Here is a 12624-nt window from a genome sequence, read left to right as displayed (position 1 = left end):
GGTCTTTTTTGAGAAGATTAGCTTTGAACGTTTTGAAAAGCCAGCATTTGTTGCGATTGCCGCTATGTCACAATCCGCAACTGTTGCCGCGGGGCCGCGGTGCCTTGGGCGAAAGCATCATAGGGATCTTCGCTTGCCAGCATCATATCAACCACCTGACGCATCAGTTGGCGACGACCGCGAGCTGAATAAAAACCGCCCGGAAGTTGGCTGGTTTCCAGCAGATAACGCCGGTAATCCTTGTAGGCTTTGTTGTCAGGGCGCGTGGGCTGGGAAAAGAATTCTGGCAGGTTTTGCGTCGAGACGAACTCGGGTTTCGCATAGACGGCCTGTCCGAAGACGCGCAGCGGAATGCCCCGCCACAGCACCTGTTGGGCGGCGGTTGAATTGACGGTCACAGCGGTGCGCGCGTCGTTCAATAGCTGCGCAAGCTTGCCGCCACGGACATAATGCACGCGGTCTTGGACGCCGTGTTGCTTGGCCAAGTTGCGAATGGATCGGCGCACGTTGACACGGCCGTCTTCCAGCGGATGGGCCTTGAAAACAAGGTGATGGTGGCCGGGCGCGCCTTTGGCAAAGCCTTCGATCACCTCGCCCAGAAAATCGGGCATGGTGTTGAAGGGCGAATGTTTCTGGAAGCTTGAGTCATGTTCAAGCTGCATCAAACACAGGTGATAGGGAAAGCCGCCCAGACGAATGCGCGCTGTGGCGATTAGGCGGTCTGCCCACGTCAGCGGCATCAGCAAAAGACGCTTCAGGTACAGCTGGAATTCTTTGGCCACGCTGACATCGCGGTGCGACCGGAAGTTGGTAAAGGCGCCGTTCCGGAACATGACAAACCAATGGTACAATGCGCCGTAAAAGATGTGCTGCCGCATGTCCCCCCAATGGGCGGGGGGCAGAGGAGCCTCCATATCGGATTTTTCCAACGCGGCCTGCATGTCCGCGACGGACATATCCATCAGGCGTGAATGTCCGTTCGATCCGTCGCGTTCGTAGGTTACCCAATAGGGGCGCATATAGCCTTCTTCGAAGACGTGGATATTCAGCCCCTGTTGACGCGCATGTTCCACCGCTTCGGCATGAATGCGACGCACGTCGCCGTACAGGACCAGATCGGTGACCTGCTTTTCAGCCACGATTTCGGCAAAGTGGGCAGGCCATTCGTCGATCGTGCCGTTGTAAGGAATGAAGGTTTTCGGGTGGAACCAGAAGGCGCGGTCGCCTGCGTTAAACCCGACGCGCCACGTTTCCGCACCGGTTTTCCGGAGCATGCGTCCGAGCCCGTTGAAAAACGGCCCGTGCGGTCCCTGTAAAAACAGGAAAACGCGCGTCTGTCCGGTTGCGTAACTCATACCCGCAGATTATGTCCCAACTCACCTAACGCCCCTTTTTACGCGGTGATACCGGCAAAATTAAGGCCCCTTATTCTTTGCGGGGCAATCCATAGCAAAAAGGCACAAGCATTATGTTTACTGGCATCGTGACCGACATCGGCGAAATCCGCGATCTGGAACAGCGCGGCGATTTGCGGGCGCGTATCGCGACGAACTACGAAACATCCGGCATCGATATGGGCGCGTCTATTGCCTGTGACGGTGTATGCCTGACGGTGATGGGGCTGGGGTCGGATTGGTTCGACGTCGAAATCAGCGCCGAGTCCGTGTCCAAGACAAACATCAGCGCTTGGAGCGTGGGTTATCGTGTGAACCTTGAACGCGCGTTGAAGGTGGGTGACGAACTGGGTGGTCATATCGTGTCCGGCCATGTTGACGGCGTGGCCGAGGTCGTGTCGATCCGCGATGAGGGCGACAGCACCCGCGTGACGCTTCGTGCGCCTGCTGAACTGGCCAAGTTTATCGCACCCAAAGGATCGGTCGCGCTGAACGGCACATCCCTGACCGTGAACGAAGTGAAGGGCAACGAATTCGGCATCAATTTCATCCCCCACACCAAGCAGGCCACCACATGGGGTGATGTGCAGGAGGGGGATCGTGTGAACCTCGAGATTGATACTCTGGCGCGTTATGTTGCGCGTTTGGCTGAAGCCAGCTGAAAATCCTTAAAAAATCGAGCAGTCGGAAAGGCGTGGGGAAACCCGCGCCTTATTCGTCTTCTTTGCAGAAAAGTTCGTAGACGCATTCCAGCATCTTTTTCGGACGATCATCGGCCAAACGATAGTAGATCGCCTTGCCGTCACGGCGCGGCACAACCAGACCTTCCAGACGCAGACGCGACAATTGCTGGGACACAGCCGCCTGACGGGCAGACAACAGCTCTTCCAGCTCGGTCACAGATTTTTCTCCAGATACCAAATGACACAGGATCATCAGCCGGCCTTCGTGGCTGATGGCCTTCAGGAACGCCGCCGCATCAGTCGCCTTTTCAGCGATCTGATCGATCTCTTCGTCGTCCATGTCTACTCGCAAAAGAGGCAGAGCCATCTTGTTATTCCTTAATCCTAACCGGTGTTACGAACCGGATGGTTTAAACTCTGGCGATGCCACCAGCATTTCCTGCAGCATCGGCCAGAAAAAGTTTTCGCCCGGATACCCTTCGAGACGCGCGATTTCCTTGCCGTCATCAATCAGCACAAATGTCGGCGTGTAGACAACCTTTCGCGCATAGGACACGCCCTCAGGTGGGCCATCACTCAGGTCTGCGCGTAATAAAGGTGCAAAGCGGCCTTCATCGGTGTTGGGGTATACTGGGCCGATTTCATCCAGCCACGCAGCGCAATAGGCGCAACCGGGTTCTTCGACCATGATCAAACGCGTGTCCGCCATGCCTGTCTGGGCAAGGCCGATCACGGAGGCAACGCCTAATACGGCGCGCAAAGCTATGTCACGCATCATCTTCATGACGCACAACATAATATGAATGTGTGAATTGGACAAGATTAGACCAAAGTACGCGACGCTTTGAAGCGGTCCGGCAACACTGGGTTGAGCACATCGCGTCAGGCGGCCTGTACCTAGATAAGACGCAGGTTGCGGATGTTGCCCAGCAGATGCGGAATTTTTTCTTTGAATTTAAAGAAACCGGCTTTGGCATGGGGCCACGCATCACGGTCAAAATCGTGCAGAACACGCACCATGGGAATATCCCATTTCCCCCGCAATATATCGGCGACAGGGCCAACGGGCGGATAGGATGTCACAATTTGTTCGGCGCCCACGGATGCGGCCCAGTGGGCTATCTGGTCTGCACTTTCCAGCCCCTTGGTGACAGGGCCGGTTTTGTCGGTAAGACGGTTGAGGCAATCGTCGATTGCTGCCGATTTGAACGAAAGGACATGCGGGGAAGGTTGCAGAATGCTTAGACGTTTTGCTGTCGATATGGTTGCCGTCGCGACGGGCTTCAGCCCCTGATCAAACAGCCAATCGGGCGTCAGATCGTCCTCGTGCAGCAAAAATGCTGTGCGTTTTTCGGGATCGAACCGGTCGCCTTCCGGTGCATCCATGCGCGGCGGATGTGGCGCGCCCTGTAAGGGCTCCGCATGGCTGGCCAATTGATACTGGGGGTGAAACCGCCCTTCGGTGAATTTCGAGATGTTCGAGGTTCTTGCAAGGTACGTCTTGCCAACGGTTTGCAGCCCGCCAACCCAGCGCCATGACAGGGTGTTCGACGCCGGATCGCCATCCAGCAAATGTCGCATGAAAAAATCGGCGCCCAAAGCCCACGGCAGGCGCAGCGTGAATATCCAGATCGAAGCAAACCACATGCGGCTGTGATTGTGTAAATAACCCGTCTCAACCAGTTCTTTGGCCCATGCATCAAAGCAATCGATGCCCGTTTCACCGTTGCAAGCCGCTTCCCATTCCTGCCGCAGGCCGGATTGTGTCTGAACCTGATCCCAAGCCAACGCCAGTTCCGCCCAATAGGCCCCCCACACAGCAGGGCGCATTTCCAGCCAACCCTTCCAGTAGGTGCGCCAGTAGACCTCTTGGATAAATTTTTCGGCACTGGCGGGCGAATGGTGTTTCAAGGTTTCAAGCAACACCTCGTCTTCCCGGATCAGGCGATGACGGATGTACGGCGACAGTTGGGATACGTTTTTGTGCTGACCTGGGCCAAGGTCGAAATTGCGGCGTTTGGCATAGTCAGCACCGGCTAAGGGCGCGAAATCGGCAAGGCGTGCAAGGCCTTCTTCACGGGTTGCCGCCCATTTGTTCGTCTCGGCCATTCGCGCGTGCCCCAATTCCGGATCGTTTGGGGGCGACCTAGCTGGGGGCGTTGCCAGATCAAGTGATCGACCGCGCGTTACTTTCTTTTGATCATGAAATTTCCGCCGCCCCTTGCAGCCCCCTAGGGTGACAACTAAGACTCTATCAACATCCACAGGATATTGCGGTCCTAAGATTTCAGAGGCAGGCGAAGATGAAAGATCCGATTGATACATATATGAACACGCTGGTGCCGATGGTTGTCGAACAGACAAGCCGTGGCGAACGCGCGTATGACATTTTCTCGCGCCTGTTGAAGGAGCGGATCATTTTCCTCAACGGTCCTGTTCATGATGGCATGTCCAGCCTGATCGTGGCGCAGCTTCTGCACCTTGAGGCGGAAAACCCGTCGAAAGAAATCTCGATGTACATCAACTCGCCCGGCGGCGTTGTGACATCCGGTCTGTCGATCTACGACACCATGCAGTACATCCGTCCGAAGGTGTCCACGCTGGTGATCGGTCAGGCGGCGTCGATGGGTTCGCTTCTGCTGACAGCAGGCGAAGCTGGCATGCGCTTCTCGCTGCCGAACAGCCGCGTGATGGTGCACCAGCCCTCTGGTGGTTATCAGGGTCAGGCGACGGACATCATGATCCACGCGCAAGAAACCCAGAAACTGAAGACCCGCTTGAACGAAATCTACGTCAAGCACACCGGTCAGACGCTGAAGAAAGTCGAAGCGGCGCTTGAACGCGACAACTTCATGTCGCCCGAAGAAGCCAAAGACTGGGGTCTGATTGACGAGATCGTGACAAACCGCGGTAGCGCGGATTCTGCGGAATCCTAAGATTTAGGCACGCCGTTTGCTTAATGGACGGCGTGACGTTTTTTGACGTTGTAGGGCGGGGCACCCTGTCCTAAGCTGGTGGAAAGACCGGCGTTGACTGCCTGATAGTCGGGCACCGGCGCCCCGACTTGGCAAACTGGAAGGCCGGGAAAGGTACGATATGGCGACGAATTCAGGCGGTGACAGCAAAAACACCCTCTACTGTTCTTTCTGCGGAAAGAGCCAACACGAGGTGCGAAAGCTGATCGCAGGCCCGACAGTCTTCATCTGTGACGAATGCGTTGAGCTCTGTATGGATATCATCCGTGAAGAGACCAAAGGTTCGGGCCTGAAATCCACAGACGGCGTTCCGACGCCGCTGGAAATCTGTCAGGTGCTGGACGACTACGTGATCGGTCAGGCAAAGGCCAAGCGCGTTCTGTCGGTGGCTGTGCACAACCACTACAAGCGACTGAACCATTCATCCAAGACTTCGGATATCGAACTGTCCAAGTCGAACATCCTTCTGATTGGTCCGACAGGTTGCGGTAAAACGCTTCTGGCTCAGACGCTTGCGCGTATTCTGGACGTGCCGTTCACCATGGCGGATGCGACCACGCTGACCGAAGCGGGCTACGTGGGTGAAGACGTTGAAAACATCATCCTGAAGCTGCTTCAGGCGTCCGAATACAACGTCGAACGCGCGCAGCGCGGCATCGTCTACATCGACGAAGTCGACAAGATCACGCGTAAATCCGAAAACCCGTCGATCACACGCGACGTGTCCGGTGAAGGCGTTCAGCAGGCGCTGCTGAAGCTGATGGAAGGCACGGTTGCCAGCGTTCCGCCGCAGGGTGGCCGCAAGCATCCGCAGCAGGAGTTCCTACAGGTCGACACAACGAACATCCTGTTCATCTGTGGCGGTGCGTTTGCCGGTCTGGATCGGATCATTGCGCAGCGCGGCAAAGGATCAGCCATGGGCTTTGGCGCCGATGTGCGTGATGTCGATGATCGCGGCGTTGGCGAAATCTTTAAGGATCTGGAACCCGAAGATCTTCTGAAATTCGGTCTGATTCCGGAATTCGTTGGCCGTCTGCCGGTTCTGGCAACGCTGGAAGATCTGGACGAAGACGCGCTGGTCACCATCCTGACCAAACCGAAGAACGCTCTGGTCAAACAGTACCAGCGTCTGTTCGAACTGGAAGATGCCAAGCTGAGCTTCACCGACGATGCGCTGATCGCAATCGCAAAGAAAGCGATCGAACGCAAAACCGGTGCGCGTGGTCTGCGCTCTATCCTCGAAGATATCCTGCTGGATACGATGTTCGAACTTCCGGGTCTGGATGATGTCGATGAGGTTGTGGTCAACGAAGAAGCGGTCACATCCGACGCCAACCCGCTGATGATCTACGCCGATCAAAAGAAAGAACCGGCATCGGCCAGCTAAGCTGATCTCCACAAAATTCAGAAACCCGCTGCGTGAGGAACGTGGCGGGTTTTTCATTTGTGCCCGCGGTTCGCGCGCGCTTGACAAACCCCGCAGCGCGGCTTTGAAGCGAAGGCAACACATGCGTAGGGAAAGGGTGTTTCATGACAATCAAACGCATCCACACGGGCAGCCCGTTTGAAGAGAAAATCGGCTACTGCCGCGCCGTTGTGGCAGGTGGTTTTGTCCACGTGGCCGGTACGGTCGGGCAGGGCGACACCGTCGAAGAACAGTGCCGCGCTGCATTGGAAGTGATCAAAAAGGCCGTGACCGAGGCCGGTGCATCTTTGGAAAACGCGGTGCGCGTCAACTACTACCTGCCTGACGCGGCCGAGTTCGAACCCTGCTGGCCGATCCTGCGCGAATATTTCGGCGACAACCCGCCCGCAGCGACCATGGTGGAATGCAACCTGATCGACCCGAAGTACCGGATCGAGATCGAATTGACCGTTCTGGCCTAATCGTCCTTGCGCCGCTGGCGCGCTTCAAATTTATCCCCGATGGCGGCCTTGACGGTGCGCCATCGGACTTTGGGCCAAGCCTCGTCACTGGCTTCGACAAAGCCCAAGCGGATCAAATCTTCCTGAACCGCAGGCATCGCAAGAACGCCAAGATCGTGACGTTTCTTCGCTCCGCCCTTTTTCTTATAGATCTTCTGAAGCTTTTCGACGGTCACGACATTGATCCCGCAAAAGCTTTGGAGATGTTCGACAATCTGGTCGGTCGCGCCGGACTGGCGGCGCACCAGAATGGCCACCTTTTGATGGGGTTGCCCGACCATCCCGAACAGATGCAGCGCGCTTCCTTCAGCCGCGATGACGTGCTTCGCGGCCTTATAGCGCGCGATCTGGGTGCGCATGTCATGCTTTTGCGGGTGAAAGATTTCATACCCGTCAGCGGCCAGATGTTCTTCGATCTGGGTTTCGCCGATCAGACCACCCTTGTTCAGGCCCAGTTCGCTGCGCGAGATGTACAGCTTTTCAGGCCCTTCCGCTTCGACATCAGCGCCAATGCGTGTCTGTGCAAAGGTTTGAAACTGCGGCGTACCCCGGACGATGTCACCCAACCCAAAGCCTTGCCCCGGAACCACAAGCTCTTCAACCTCGGTCGGGGCTGTCAGCACCTTGATCGGCAGGTCGATCCCGCAAAGTTCAAAAAACGCGCGTTGAAAGCCTTCGGTCTGATCGCCACGGGCAGGCCGTTTCGAGATAAAGACGATCCCGTCCGGGGCCGATGCCATGGCATCCAGTCCCCAAAGGCGCCCCGTGCTTTCCACAAGGAAATGCCCGAAGTGCACCCACAGAACGCCCCCCCAAAGCCAACGACCTTCCAGCTTATCAACGTCGCCTTCCGGCTTGTCCGGTTCGACCGTCAGAGGCCGGAAATTGCGCCAGAAGGCACCGGTGTCACAATAGGACCCATCGGCACGCAAAATGCCTGCCTTCTGCTGGAAAGCACTTTCTGTTGCGGGGACAACAAGCGCCTTTTCCAGATGTTCGATTTCATGCGACCAGCCGCCATCGGGCAGCGGCTTGGGCTGCGTGATCTGGGCGTCGGGTGTATCGGCATCGTCGATGTCGTCGTCGCTCACGCTTATACCTCGCGCGCGCAGGTCCAGACCTTACGGGTCGACACGTCTTCGTTTTTCTCAAAACCTGCCTGCGTCAGGATGCGTTTGCATTTGCGCATGCCTTCCACTTCGTAGGCTTCAGGATGGAATTCCATCACGATAGCACGAATGCCGCTTAGATCGGCGTGCTCCAAGAGGTCCAGCTCACCGCCTTCGATGTCGCACAGCAGGACCGTGGGTTTCAGCTCTTCGACCACTTCGGCAAAGCTGATGGTGGGAATCTCGACTTCGCGCGTGCGGCGGTTGGCCTTGGCGATCAGCGACGAGCCCAAGAAAGAGTTCTGCACGTGGAATGTCATTGTGGCCGGACGTTCTGGGTTCGCGATCACCAGCTGATTGCGTACCTCGATACGGTCTGTCAGGTCGTTTTCTTCGTACAACGCATTGATATGCGGCAACATATCGGGGTTGGCTTCGAACGAAATGACGCGTTCGGGCTTGGCGTTCAGCGTACACACAGCGCCCACAATCCCAAGACCCGAGCCCATTTCCAGAACACGGTCTTTTTCAGTCGTGACCAAAAGCGCGCCCTTGATTTCGTCGCCTTCATAGCGCGCTTGGGCGATCCGTTCGATGCGTGTTTCGTTCAGGTACGGCGACGCGGGCACGCGGACGCCGTGGCATTCAACTGCGATCTCGGTTTTGGTCATGGACTGCTCATTTGTTTTTTCGTCAAAATACGCATCGCCATCGGATTTGCACGGAAAAAGCTGCTGGTTTGGCAACAATGCCCGAAGATAGCGGGGCATTCGCCACAGTCCTTCGTAAAATTCCGTGCAAATACGCGCCCATATCGCGCGAAGTGTGCGGGATCATCTGGACGTCGGCGTATGGATCGGGCATACCACAGCCAAGTGATCGGAGGCGATGCTATGGGCATTCTTAACACATTGCTGCGTGCTGTGACTTGGTGGAACGGCCAGACCCTGAATACTCAGCTGTTCACATGGCGTAAGGGCCAGAAGGTCGGCGAAGATGCTCAGGGCAATATTTTCTACCAGACCGCCGATGGGAAACGCCGCTGGGTGATCTTTAACGGCGAGGCGGAAGCATCGCGTGTTGACCCCGATTGGCACGGTTGGCTGCACCACACCTTCAAAGAAGCGCCCACAGATCGCCCGCTGGCGCACAAGCCGTGGGAAAAGCCGCATCTCGAAAACCTGACTGGCACGGCACTGGCCTATGCACCTGCAGGGTCCCTGCGTCGTGAGAAGCCCGCAGACCGTAGCGACTACGAGGCGTGGAGCCCGGAATAAGATGAACCGTTTCTTAGGTTCATTGGCGCTCTGCGTGTCCATGGTCACTGCGGGACATGCGCAAGAAGCGACTGCAACAGGTACGGGTGCGATTCTGCGCGGCTTGGATAAGCTGACAGGCCAGCTTTACGATATCGAACTGTCGCCCGGAGGCCTGACCAAGTTCGGGCATATCGAAATCGTTCTGGAAGACTGCCGGTATCCCGATGGCAACCCGTCAGGCGATGCCTATGCCTTTCTGACAATTCGTGACGTCAATGACGACGCCGAGGTTTACAGCGGCTGGATGGTGGCATCGTCGCCCGCGCTGAACCCGATGGAGCATTCGCGCTACGACGTCTGGCCGTTGCGCTGCACAACGTCCTGACCGCTGTCAGCAAGCGGATGGGCGGTGTAATCCGCATCCAGCTGCAAAGCATCCTGTAATCTTTGGTGATACGCCGCTCGCGGTATTTCGATCGCGCCAAGAGACGCCAGATGCGGCGTCAGGAACTGCGTGTCGAACAGGGTAAAGCCACAGCGGTTCAGGTGATCTACCAGCCATGCCAGCGCGATCTTGCTGGCGTCCCGTTTGCGCGAGAACATGCTTTCCCCGCAGTAGGCGCTGCCGATGGTCACGCCGTAGACCCCGCCAATCAGCACCCCGTCATCCCATACCTCGATCGAGTGGGCGTGCCCTAGGGCGAACAGTTGCGTGTAGAGGTCGAAAATCTGGTCGTTGATCCAGGTTTCCTCGCGATCTGCACAGGCGGTCATGACACCTTCAAAATCGCGGTTCAGCGTCACCTGATAGGCGTCACGGCGTAGCGTCTTGGCAAGGCTTCTGGAAATACGAAAGCTGTCGAGCGGGAAGATGCCGCGCTTTCGGGGGTCGACCCAGAAGATATCCGGGTCGTCCCGTGTTTCGGCCATTGGAAATAGGCCGGACCGATATGCGTGTAGCAGCAGATCGGGGGTTATCATGGCGCTCGCGGTCAGCTTTGTTCCATCGTCTTTTCAAGCCACTGTTCCAGCCAGTGGATTGTGTAATCCCCGCTTAGAACGTCAGGCTCTTGCAACAGCGCATCGAACAGCGGGACCGTTGTGTCCACGCCATCTACGATCAGCTCACCCAAGGCGCGGTACAGACGTGCCAAGGCCTCGGGACGGTCGCGACCATGTACGATCAGCTTGCCGATCAAGCTGTCGTAGTAGGGCGGGATGGAATAGCCGTCATAAAGTGCCGAATCCATACGCACACCCAAGCCACCCGGCGCGTGGTACTGCGTGATCTTGCCCGGCGAGGGCGAGAAGTTGGGCAGTTTTTCCGCGTTGATCCGGACCTCGATCGCGTGGCCGTTCAGCTTCAGATCTTCCTGCGAGAAGGACAGCGGCAGGCCTGCGGCGACACGGATCTGTTCGCGCACAAGGTCTTGGCCAAAGATCGCTTCGGTCACAGGGTGTTCCACCTGAAGACGGGTGTTCATTTCGATGAAATAGAACTCGCCCTTTTCATACAGGAATTCGATGGTGCCAGCGCCTGCGTATTTGATGCGGGCGACCGCATCGGCACAGGTTTTACCAATGGCTGCGCGTTCTTCCGGTGTGATGCAGGGGCCGGGGGCCTCTTCAAACACTTTCTGGTGGCGGCGCTGCAAGGAACAGTCGCGTTCGCCCAGATGGACCGCGTTGCCTTTGCCATCGCCGAACACCTGAATTTCGATGTGGCGCGGCGTGGTCAGGTATTTTTCGATGTAAACTTCGTCGTTGCCAAAGTTCGACTGGCCTTCGGAACGCGCTGTATAGAACGCCTTTTCCATTTCAGCCGCGTTTTTCGCAACCTTCATACCACGGCCACCGCCACCGGCAGTGGCTTTGATGATCACCGGATAGCCGATCTCTTCACCAACCTTCAGGGCCGTTTCCAGATCGGGCACGCCACCGTCAGAGCCGGGAACGCAAGGCACGCCCAGTTCTTTCATGGTGTCTTTGGCGGTGATCTTGTCGCCCATGACGCGGATGTGTTCGGCGCGGGGGCCGATAAACGTCAGGTCGTGATCTTCGACGATCTGCACGAACTTCGCGTTTTCCGACAGGAAGCCATATCCGGGGTGGATGGCTTGCGCACCGGTTACTTCGCAGGCTGCGATGATCGCGGGGATCGACAGATAGCTGTTGGTGGATTGCGGCGGGCCGATGCAGATGGATTCATCGGCCATACGCACGTGCATCGCATCGCTGTCGGCAGTCGAATGCACCGCGACGGATTTGATACCCATCTCGCGGCACGCACGGACGACGCGAAGCGCAATTTCACCACGGTTGGCGATTAGAATTTTGTCGAACATTTCAACCTCACTCGAGGATGACAAGCGGCGCGCCGAATTCGACGGGCGACCCGTCTTCGACCAGGATGCGCTTGACGGTGCCAGCGCGCGGGGCCGGAATGTGGTTCATGGTCTTCATCGCTTCAACGATCAGAAGCGTGTCGCCTTCGTTAACGGTCGCGCCCACTTTGATGAAGGACGGTGCACCGGGTTCGGGCTGCATGTAGATAGTGCCGACCATCGGCGAGGTCACCGCGCCGGGGTGCGATGCCGGATCGTCGTTTGCGTCGACTGCTGGCGCGGCTGCGGCGGCAGGGGCCGCTGCTGCGGGTGCGGGGGCTGCGGCCGGTGCGGCGGCAGGAACCTGAACCGCAACTGGGGCGGCTTGCATCATACGGCTGACCCGGACGTTCAGGCTGTCATTATCGCCGTATTCGCGTTTTACCTGAAGTTCACTCAGATCATTTTCGCGCAGCAGTTCTGCCAGCGCCTGAATGAATTCCACGTCAGAGTCATGTTTTTTCTGTGTCATTCCCAACCTCGATCGGTAACGTCTGCTCAATCCGCGTATGCGACATTTAGCCCGATATAGGCTAACCTGCGCCGCGATAAAAGCGTTGCCGGTCTGGGAAATGACGGAGCGTCACTCAGAAGGCAAGAGCGGAGTGCGGTTTGATCCCGAGATTTCGTCGTCTTTCGAGCTTTCCAAAAGCGCTTCGATCCGCAGTTGCATGATCGACGGCGGGGCAAAATGATCGCTGGGATGGCGTAAAACATAGTCCAGTTTTTCTTTTGCCGTTGCGGGTTCGGGGATCGGTTTGTCCTCCTTGGCTGGTGGTGTGCGGATGTGCCTGTCCGCAAGCGAGAGGAAGAGGGATGAGTGGCTAACACTCTGAATTGGTGAAATCTTCATGGCAGTTTCCGAAGTCGCTGCCCCCACAATGAACAATATAA

16 protein-coding genes are annotated in these 12624 nt (G+C 57.0%); 6 read left to right on the top strand and 10 right to left on the bottom strand.

Annotated features, from left to right (window positions below):
- Positions 1–62 precede the first annotated feature (62 nt).
- Positions 63–1355, bottom strand: a complete 1293-nt coding sequence (locus tag C4S59_RS01475; protein ID WP_103908704.1) for a capsule biosynthesis protein — start codon at positions 1353–1355, stop codon at positions 63–65.
- A gap of 113 nt (positions 1356–1468) precedes the next feature.
- Between C4S59_RS01475 and C4S59_RS01470 the strand changes: the two genes are divergently transcribed.
- A complete protein-coding gene (locus tag C4S59_RS01470; protein WP_103908703.1) occupies positions 1469–2056 on the top strand; it encodes a riboflavin synthase in 588 nt (195 codons plus the stop codon).
- A gap of 49 nt (positions 2057–2105) precedes the next feature.
- Here the strand turns inward: C4S59_RS01470 and C4S59_RS01465 are convergent, their stop codons facing one another.
- The 3 genes from C4S59_RS01465 to C4S59_RS01455 all read right to left on the bottom strand — a co-directional run bounded on the left by C4S59_RS01465 (position 2106) and on the right by C4S59_RS01455 (position 4186).
- Complete coding sequence (locus C4S59_RS01465) at positions 2106–2444, bottom strand: ArsR/SmtB family transcription factor (protein WP_103908702.1); 339 nt, start codon at positions 2442–2444, stop codon at positions 2106–2108.
- 27 nt (positions 2445–2471) lie between these two features.
- Complete coding sequence (locus tag C4S59_RS01460; RefSeq protein ID WP_327345680.1) at positions 2472–2861, bottom strand: thioredoxin domain-containing protein; 390 nt, start codon at positions 2859–2861, stop codon at positions 2472–2474.
- A gap of 113 nt (positions 2862–2974) precedes the next feature.
- Complete coding sequence (locus C4S59_RS01455) at positions 2975–4186, bottom strand: FAD-binding domain-containing protein (RefSeq protein ID WP_103908701.1); 1212 nt, start codon at positions 4184–4186, stop codon at positions 2975–2977.
- Between the two features lie 194 nt (positions 4187–4380).
- Here C4S59_RS01455 and C4S59_RS01450 point away from each other — a divergent pair, with 194 nt between their 5' ends.
- The 3 genes from C4S59_RS01450 to C4S59_RS01440 all read left to right on the top strand — a co-directional run bounded on the left by C4S59_RS01450 (position 4381) and on the right by C4S59_RS01440 (position 6939).
- Positions 4381–5013 (top strand): ATP-dependent Clp protease proteolytic subunit, encoded by a 633-nt coding sequence (locus tag C4S59_RS01450; RefSeq protein ID WP_103908700.1) that lies wholly within the window; start codon positions 4381–4383, stop codon positions 5011–5013.
- Between the two features lie 160 nt (positions 5014–5173).
- Positions 5174–6439, top strand: a complete 1266-nt coding sequence (gene clpX, locus C4S59_RS01445) for an ATP-dependent Clp protease ATP-binding subunit ClpX (protein ID WP_103908699.1) — start codon at positions 5174–5176, stop codon at positions 6437–6439.
- A gap of 143 nt (positions 6440–6582) precedes the next feature.
- On the top strand, positions 6583–6939 hold the full coding sequence (locus tag C4S59_RS01440; RefSeq protein ID WP_103908698.1) for a RidA family protein: 357 nt from the start codon (positions 6583–6585) through the stop codon (positions 6937–6939).
- Here C4S59_RS01440 and C4S59_RS01435 read toward each other — a convergent pair.
- Positions 6936–8069 carry a glycosyltransferase family 61 protein gene (locus C4S59_RS01435; protein WP_160006719.1) on the bottom strand — a complete coding sequence of 378 codons (1134 nt, stop codon included), beginning with the start codon at positions 8067–8069 and terminating at the stop codon, positions 6936–6938. The two genes, C4S59_RS01440 and C4S59_RS01435, sit on opposite strands and share 4 nt — an antisense overlap.
- 2 nt (positions 8070–8071) lie before the next feature.
- Positions 8072–8857: an FkbM family methyltransferase gene (locus C4S59_RS01430; protein WP_234994650.1), complete on the bottom strand. Its 786-nt coding sequence runs from the start codon at positions 8855–8857 to the stop codon at positions 8072–8074.
- A 123-nt stretch (positions 8858–8980) separates the two neighbouring features.
- Between C4S59_RS01430 and C4S59_RS01425 the strand changes: the two genes are divergently transcribed.
- Together C4S59_RS01425 and C4S59_RS01420 are read left to right on the top strand one after the other, a co-directional pair.
- Positions 8981–9364 carry an NADH:ubiquinone oxidoreductase subunit NDUFA12 gene (locus C4S59_RS01425; RefSeq protein ID WP_103908696.1) on the top strand — a complete coding sequence of 128 codons (384 nt, stop codon included), beginning with the start codon at positions 8981–8983 and terminating at the stop codon, positions 9362–9364.
- A 1-nt stretch (position 9365) separates the two neighbouring features.
- Entirely contained in the window at positions 9366–9731 is a 366-nt protein-coding gene (locus tag C4S59_RS01420; protein WP_103908695.1) for a DUF2155 domain-containing protein, read from the top strand.
- On the opposite strand, the gene aat is transcribed toward C4S59_RS01420, so the two are convergent.
- The 4 genes from aat to C4S59_RS19460 all read right to left on the bottom strand — a co-directional run bounded on the left by aat (position 9695) and on the right by C4S59_RS19460 (position 12583).
- Positions 9695–10327 (bottom strand): leucyl/phenylalanyl-tRNA--protein transferase, encoded by a 633-nt coding sequence (gene aat / locus C4S59_RS01415; RefSeq protein WP_103908694.1) that lies wholly within the window; start codon positions 10325–10327, stop codon positions 9695–9697. The genes C4S59_RS01420 and aat overlap by 37 nt on opposite strands.
- Before the next feature lie 11 nt (positions 10328–10338).
- Entirely contained in the window at positions 10339–11691 is a 1353-nt protein-coding gene (accC, locus tag C4S59_RS01410; protein WP_103908693.1) for an acetyl-CoA carboxylase biotin carboxylase subunit, read from the bottom strand.
- A gap of 7 nt (positions 11692–11698) precedes the next feature.
- Entirely contained in the window at positions 11699–12202 is a 504-nt protein-coding gene (accB, locus tag C4S59_RS01405) for an acetyl-CoA carboxylase biotin carboxyl carrier protein (protein ID WP_103908692.1), read from the bottom strand.
- Positions 12203–12313: 111 nt separating this feature from the next.
- Positions 12314–12583 (bottom strand): hypothetical protein, encoded by a 270-nt coding sequence (locus tag C4S59_RS19460; RefSeq protein ID WP_146064494.1) that lies wholly within the window; start codon positions 12581–12583, stop codon positions 12314–12316.
- Between the last annotated feature and the right edge of the window lie 41 nt (positions 12584–12624).

It is taken from the genome of Thalassococcus halodurans (assembly GCF_900108225.1).
Taxonomy (GTDB): domain Bacteria; phylum Pseudomonadota; class Alphaproteobacteria; order Rhodobacterales; family Rhodobacteraceae; genus Thalassococcus; species Thalassococcus halodurans.
The sequence above is the reverse complement of the archived record's forward strand: the minus strand, read 5'-3'. Positions and strand labels throughout refer to the sequence as shown.

What these genes read in the sequence shown, in the direction of transcription:
- C4S59_RS01420 (WP_103908695.1), top strand. Translation starts at nt 9,366, where the DNA reads ATGAACCGTTTCTTAGGTTCATTGGCGCTCTGCGTGTCCATGGTCACT.
- accB (WP_103908692.1), bottom strand. Translation starts at nt 12,202, where the DNA reads ATGACACAGAAAAAACATGACTCTGACGTGGAATTCATTCAGGCGCTG.
- C4S59_RS01450 (WP_103908700.1), top strand. Translation starts at nt 4,381, where the DNA reads ATGAAAGATCCGATTGATACATATATGAACACGCTGGTGCCGATGGTT.
- C4S59_RS01455 (WP_103908701.1), bottom strand. Translation starts at nt 4,186, where the DNA reads ATGGCCGAGACGAACAAATGGGCGGCAACCCGTGAAGAAGGCCTTGCA.
- C4S59_RS01470 (WP_103908703.1), top strand. Translation starts at nt 1,469, where the DNA reads ATGTTTACTGGCATCGTGACCGACATCGGCGAAATCCGCGATCTGGAA.
- clpX (WP_103908699.1), top strand. Translation starts at nt 5,174, where the DNA reads ATGGCGACGAATTCAGGCGGTGACAGCAAAAACACCCTCTACTGTTCT.
- C4S59_RS01430 (WP_234994650.1), bottom strand. Translation starts at nt 8,857, where the DNA reads ATGCCCCGCTATCTTCGGGCATTGTTGCCAAACCAGCAGCTTTTTCCG.
- C4S59_RS01460 (WP_327345680.1), bottom strand. Translation starts at nt 2,861, where the DNA reads ATGAAGATGATGCGTGACATAGCTTTGCGCGCCGTATTAGGCGTTGCC.
- accC (WP_103908693.1), bottom strand. Translation starts at nt 11,691, where the DNA reads ATGTTCGACAAAATTCTAATCGCCAACCGTGGTGAAATTGCGCTTCGC.
- C4S59_RS01440 (WP_103908698.1), top strand. Translation starts at nt 6,583, where the DNA reads ATGACAATCAAACGCATCCACACGGGCAGCCCGTTTGAAGAGAAAATC.
- C4S59_RS19460 (WP_146064494.1), bottom strand. Translation starts at nt 12,583, where the DNA reads ATGAAGATTTCACCAATTCAGAGTGTTAGCCACTCATCCCTCTTCCTC.
- C4S59_RS01475 (WP_103908704.1), bottom strand. Translation starts at nt 1,355, where the DNA reads ATGAGTTACGCAACCGGACAGACGCGCGTTTTCCTGTTTTTACAGGGA.
- aat (WP_103908694.1), bottom strand. Translation starts at nt 10,327, where the DNA reads ATGATAACCCCCGATCTGCTGCTACACGCATATCGGTCCGGCCTATTT.
- C4S59_RS01425 (WP_103908696.1), top strand. Translation starts at nt 8,981, where the DNA reads ATGGGCATTCTTAACACATTGCTGCGTGCTGTGACTTGGTGGAACGGC.
- C4S59_RS01465 (WP_103908702.1), bottom strand. Translation starts at nt 2,444, where the DNA reads ATGGCTCTGCCTCTTTTGCGAGTAGACATGGACGACGAAGAGATCGAT.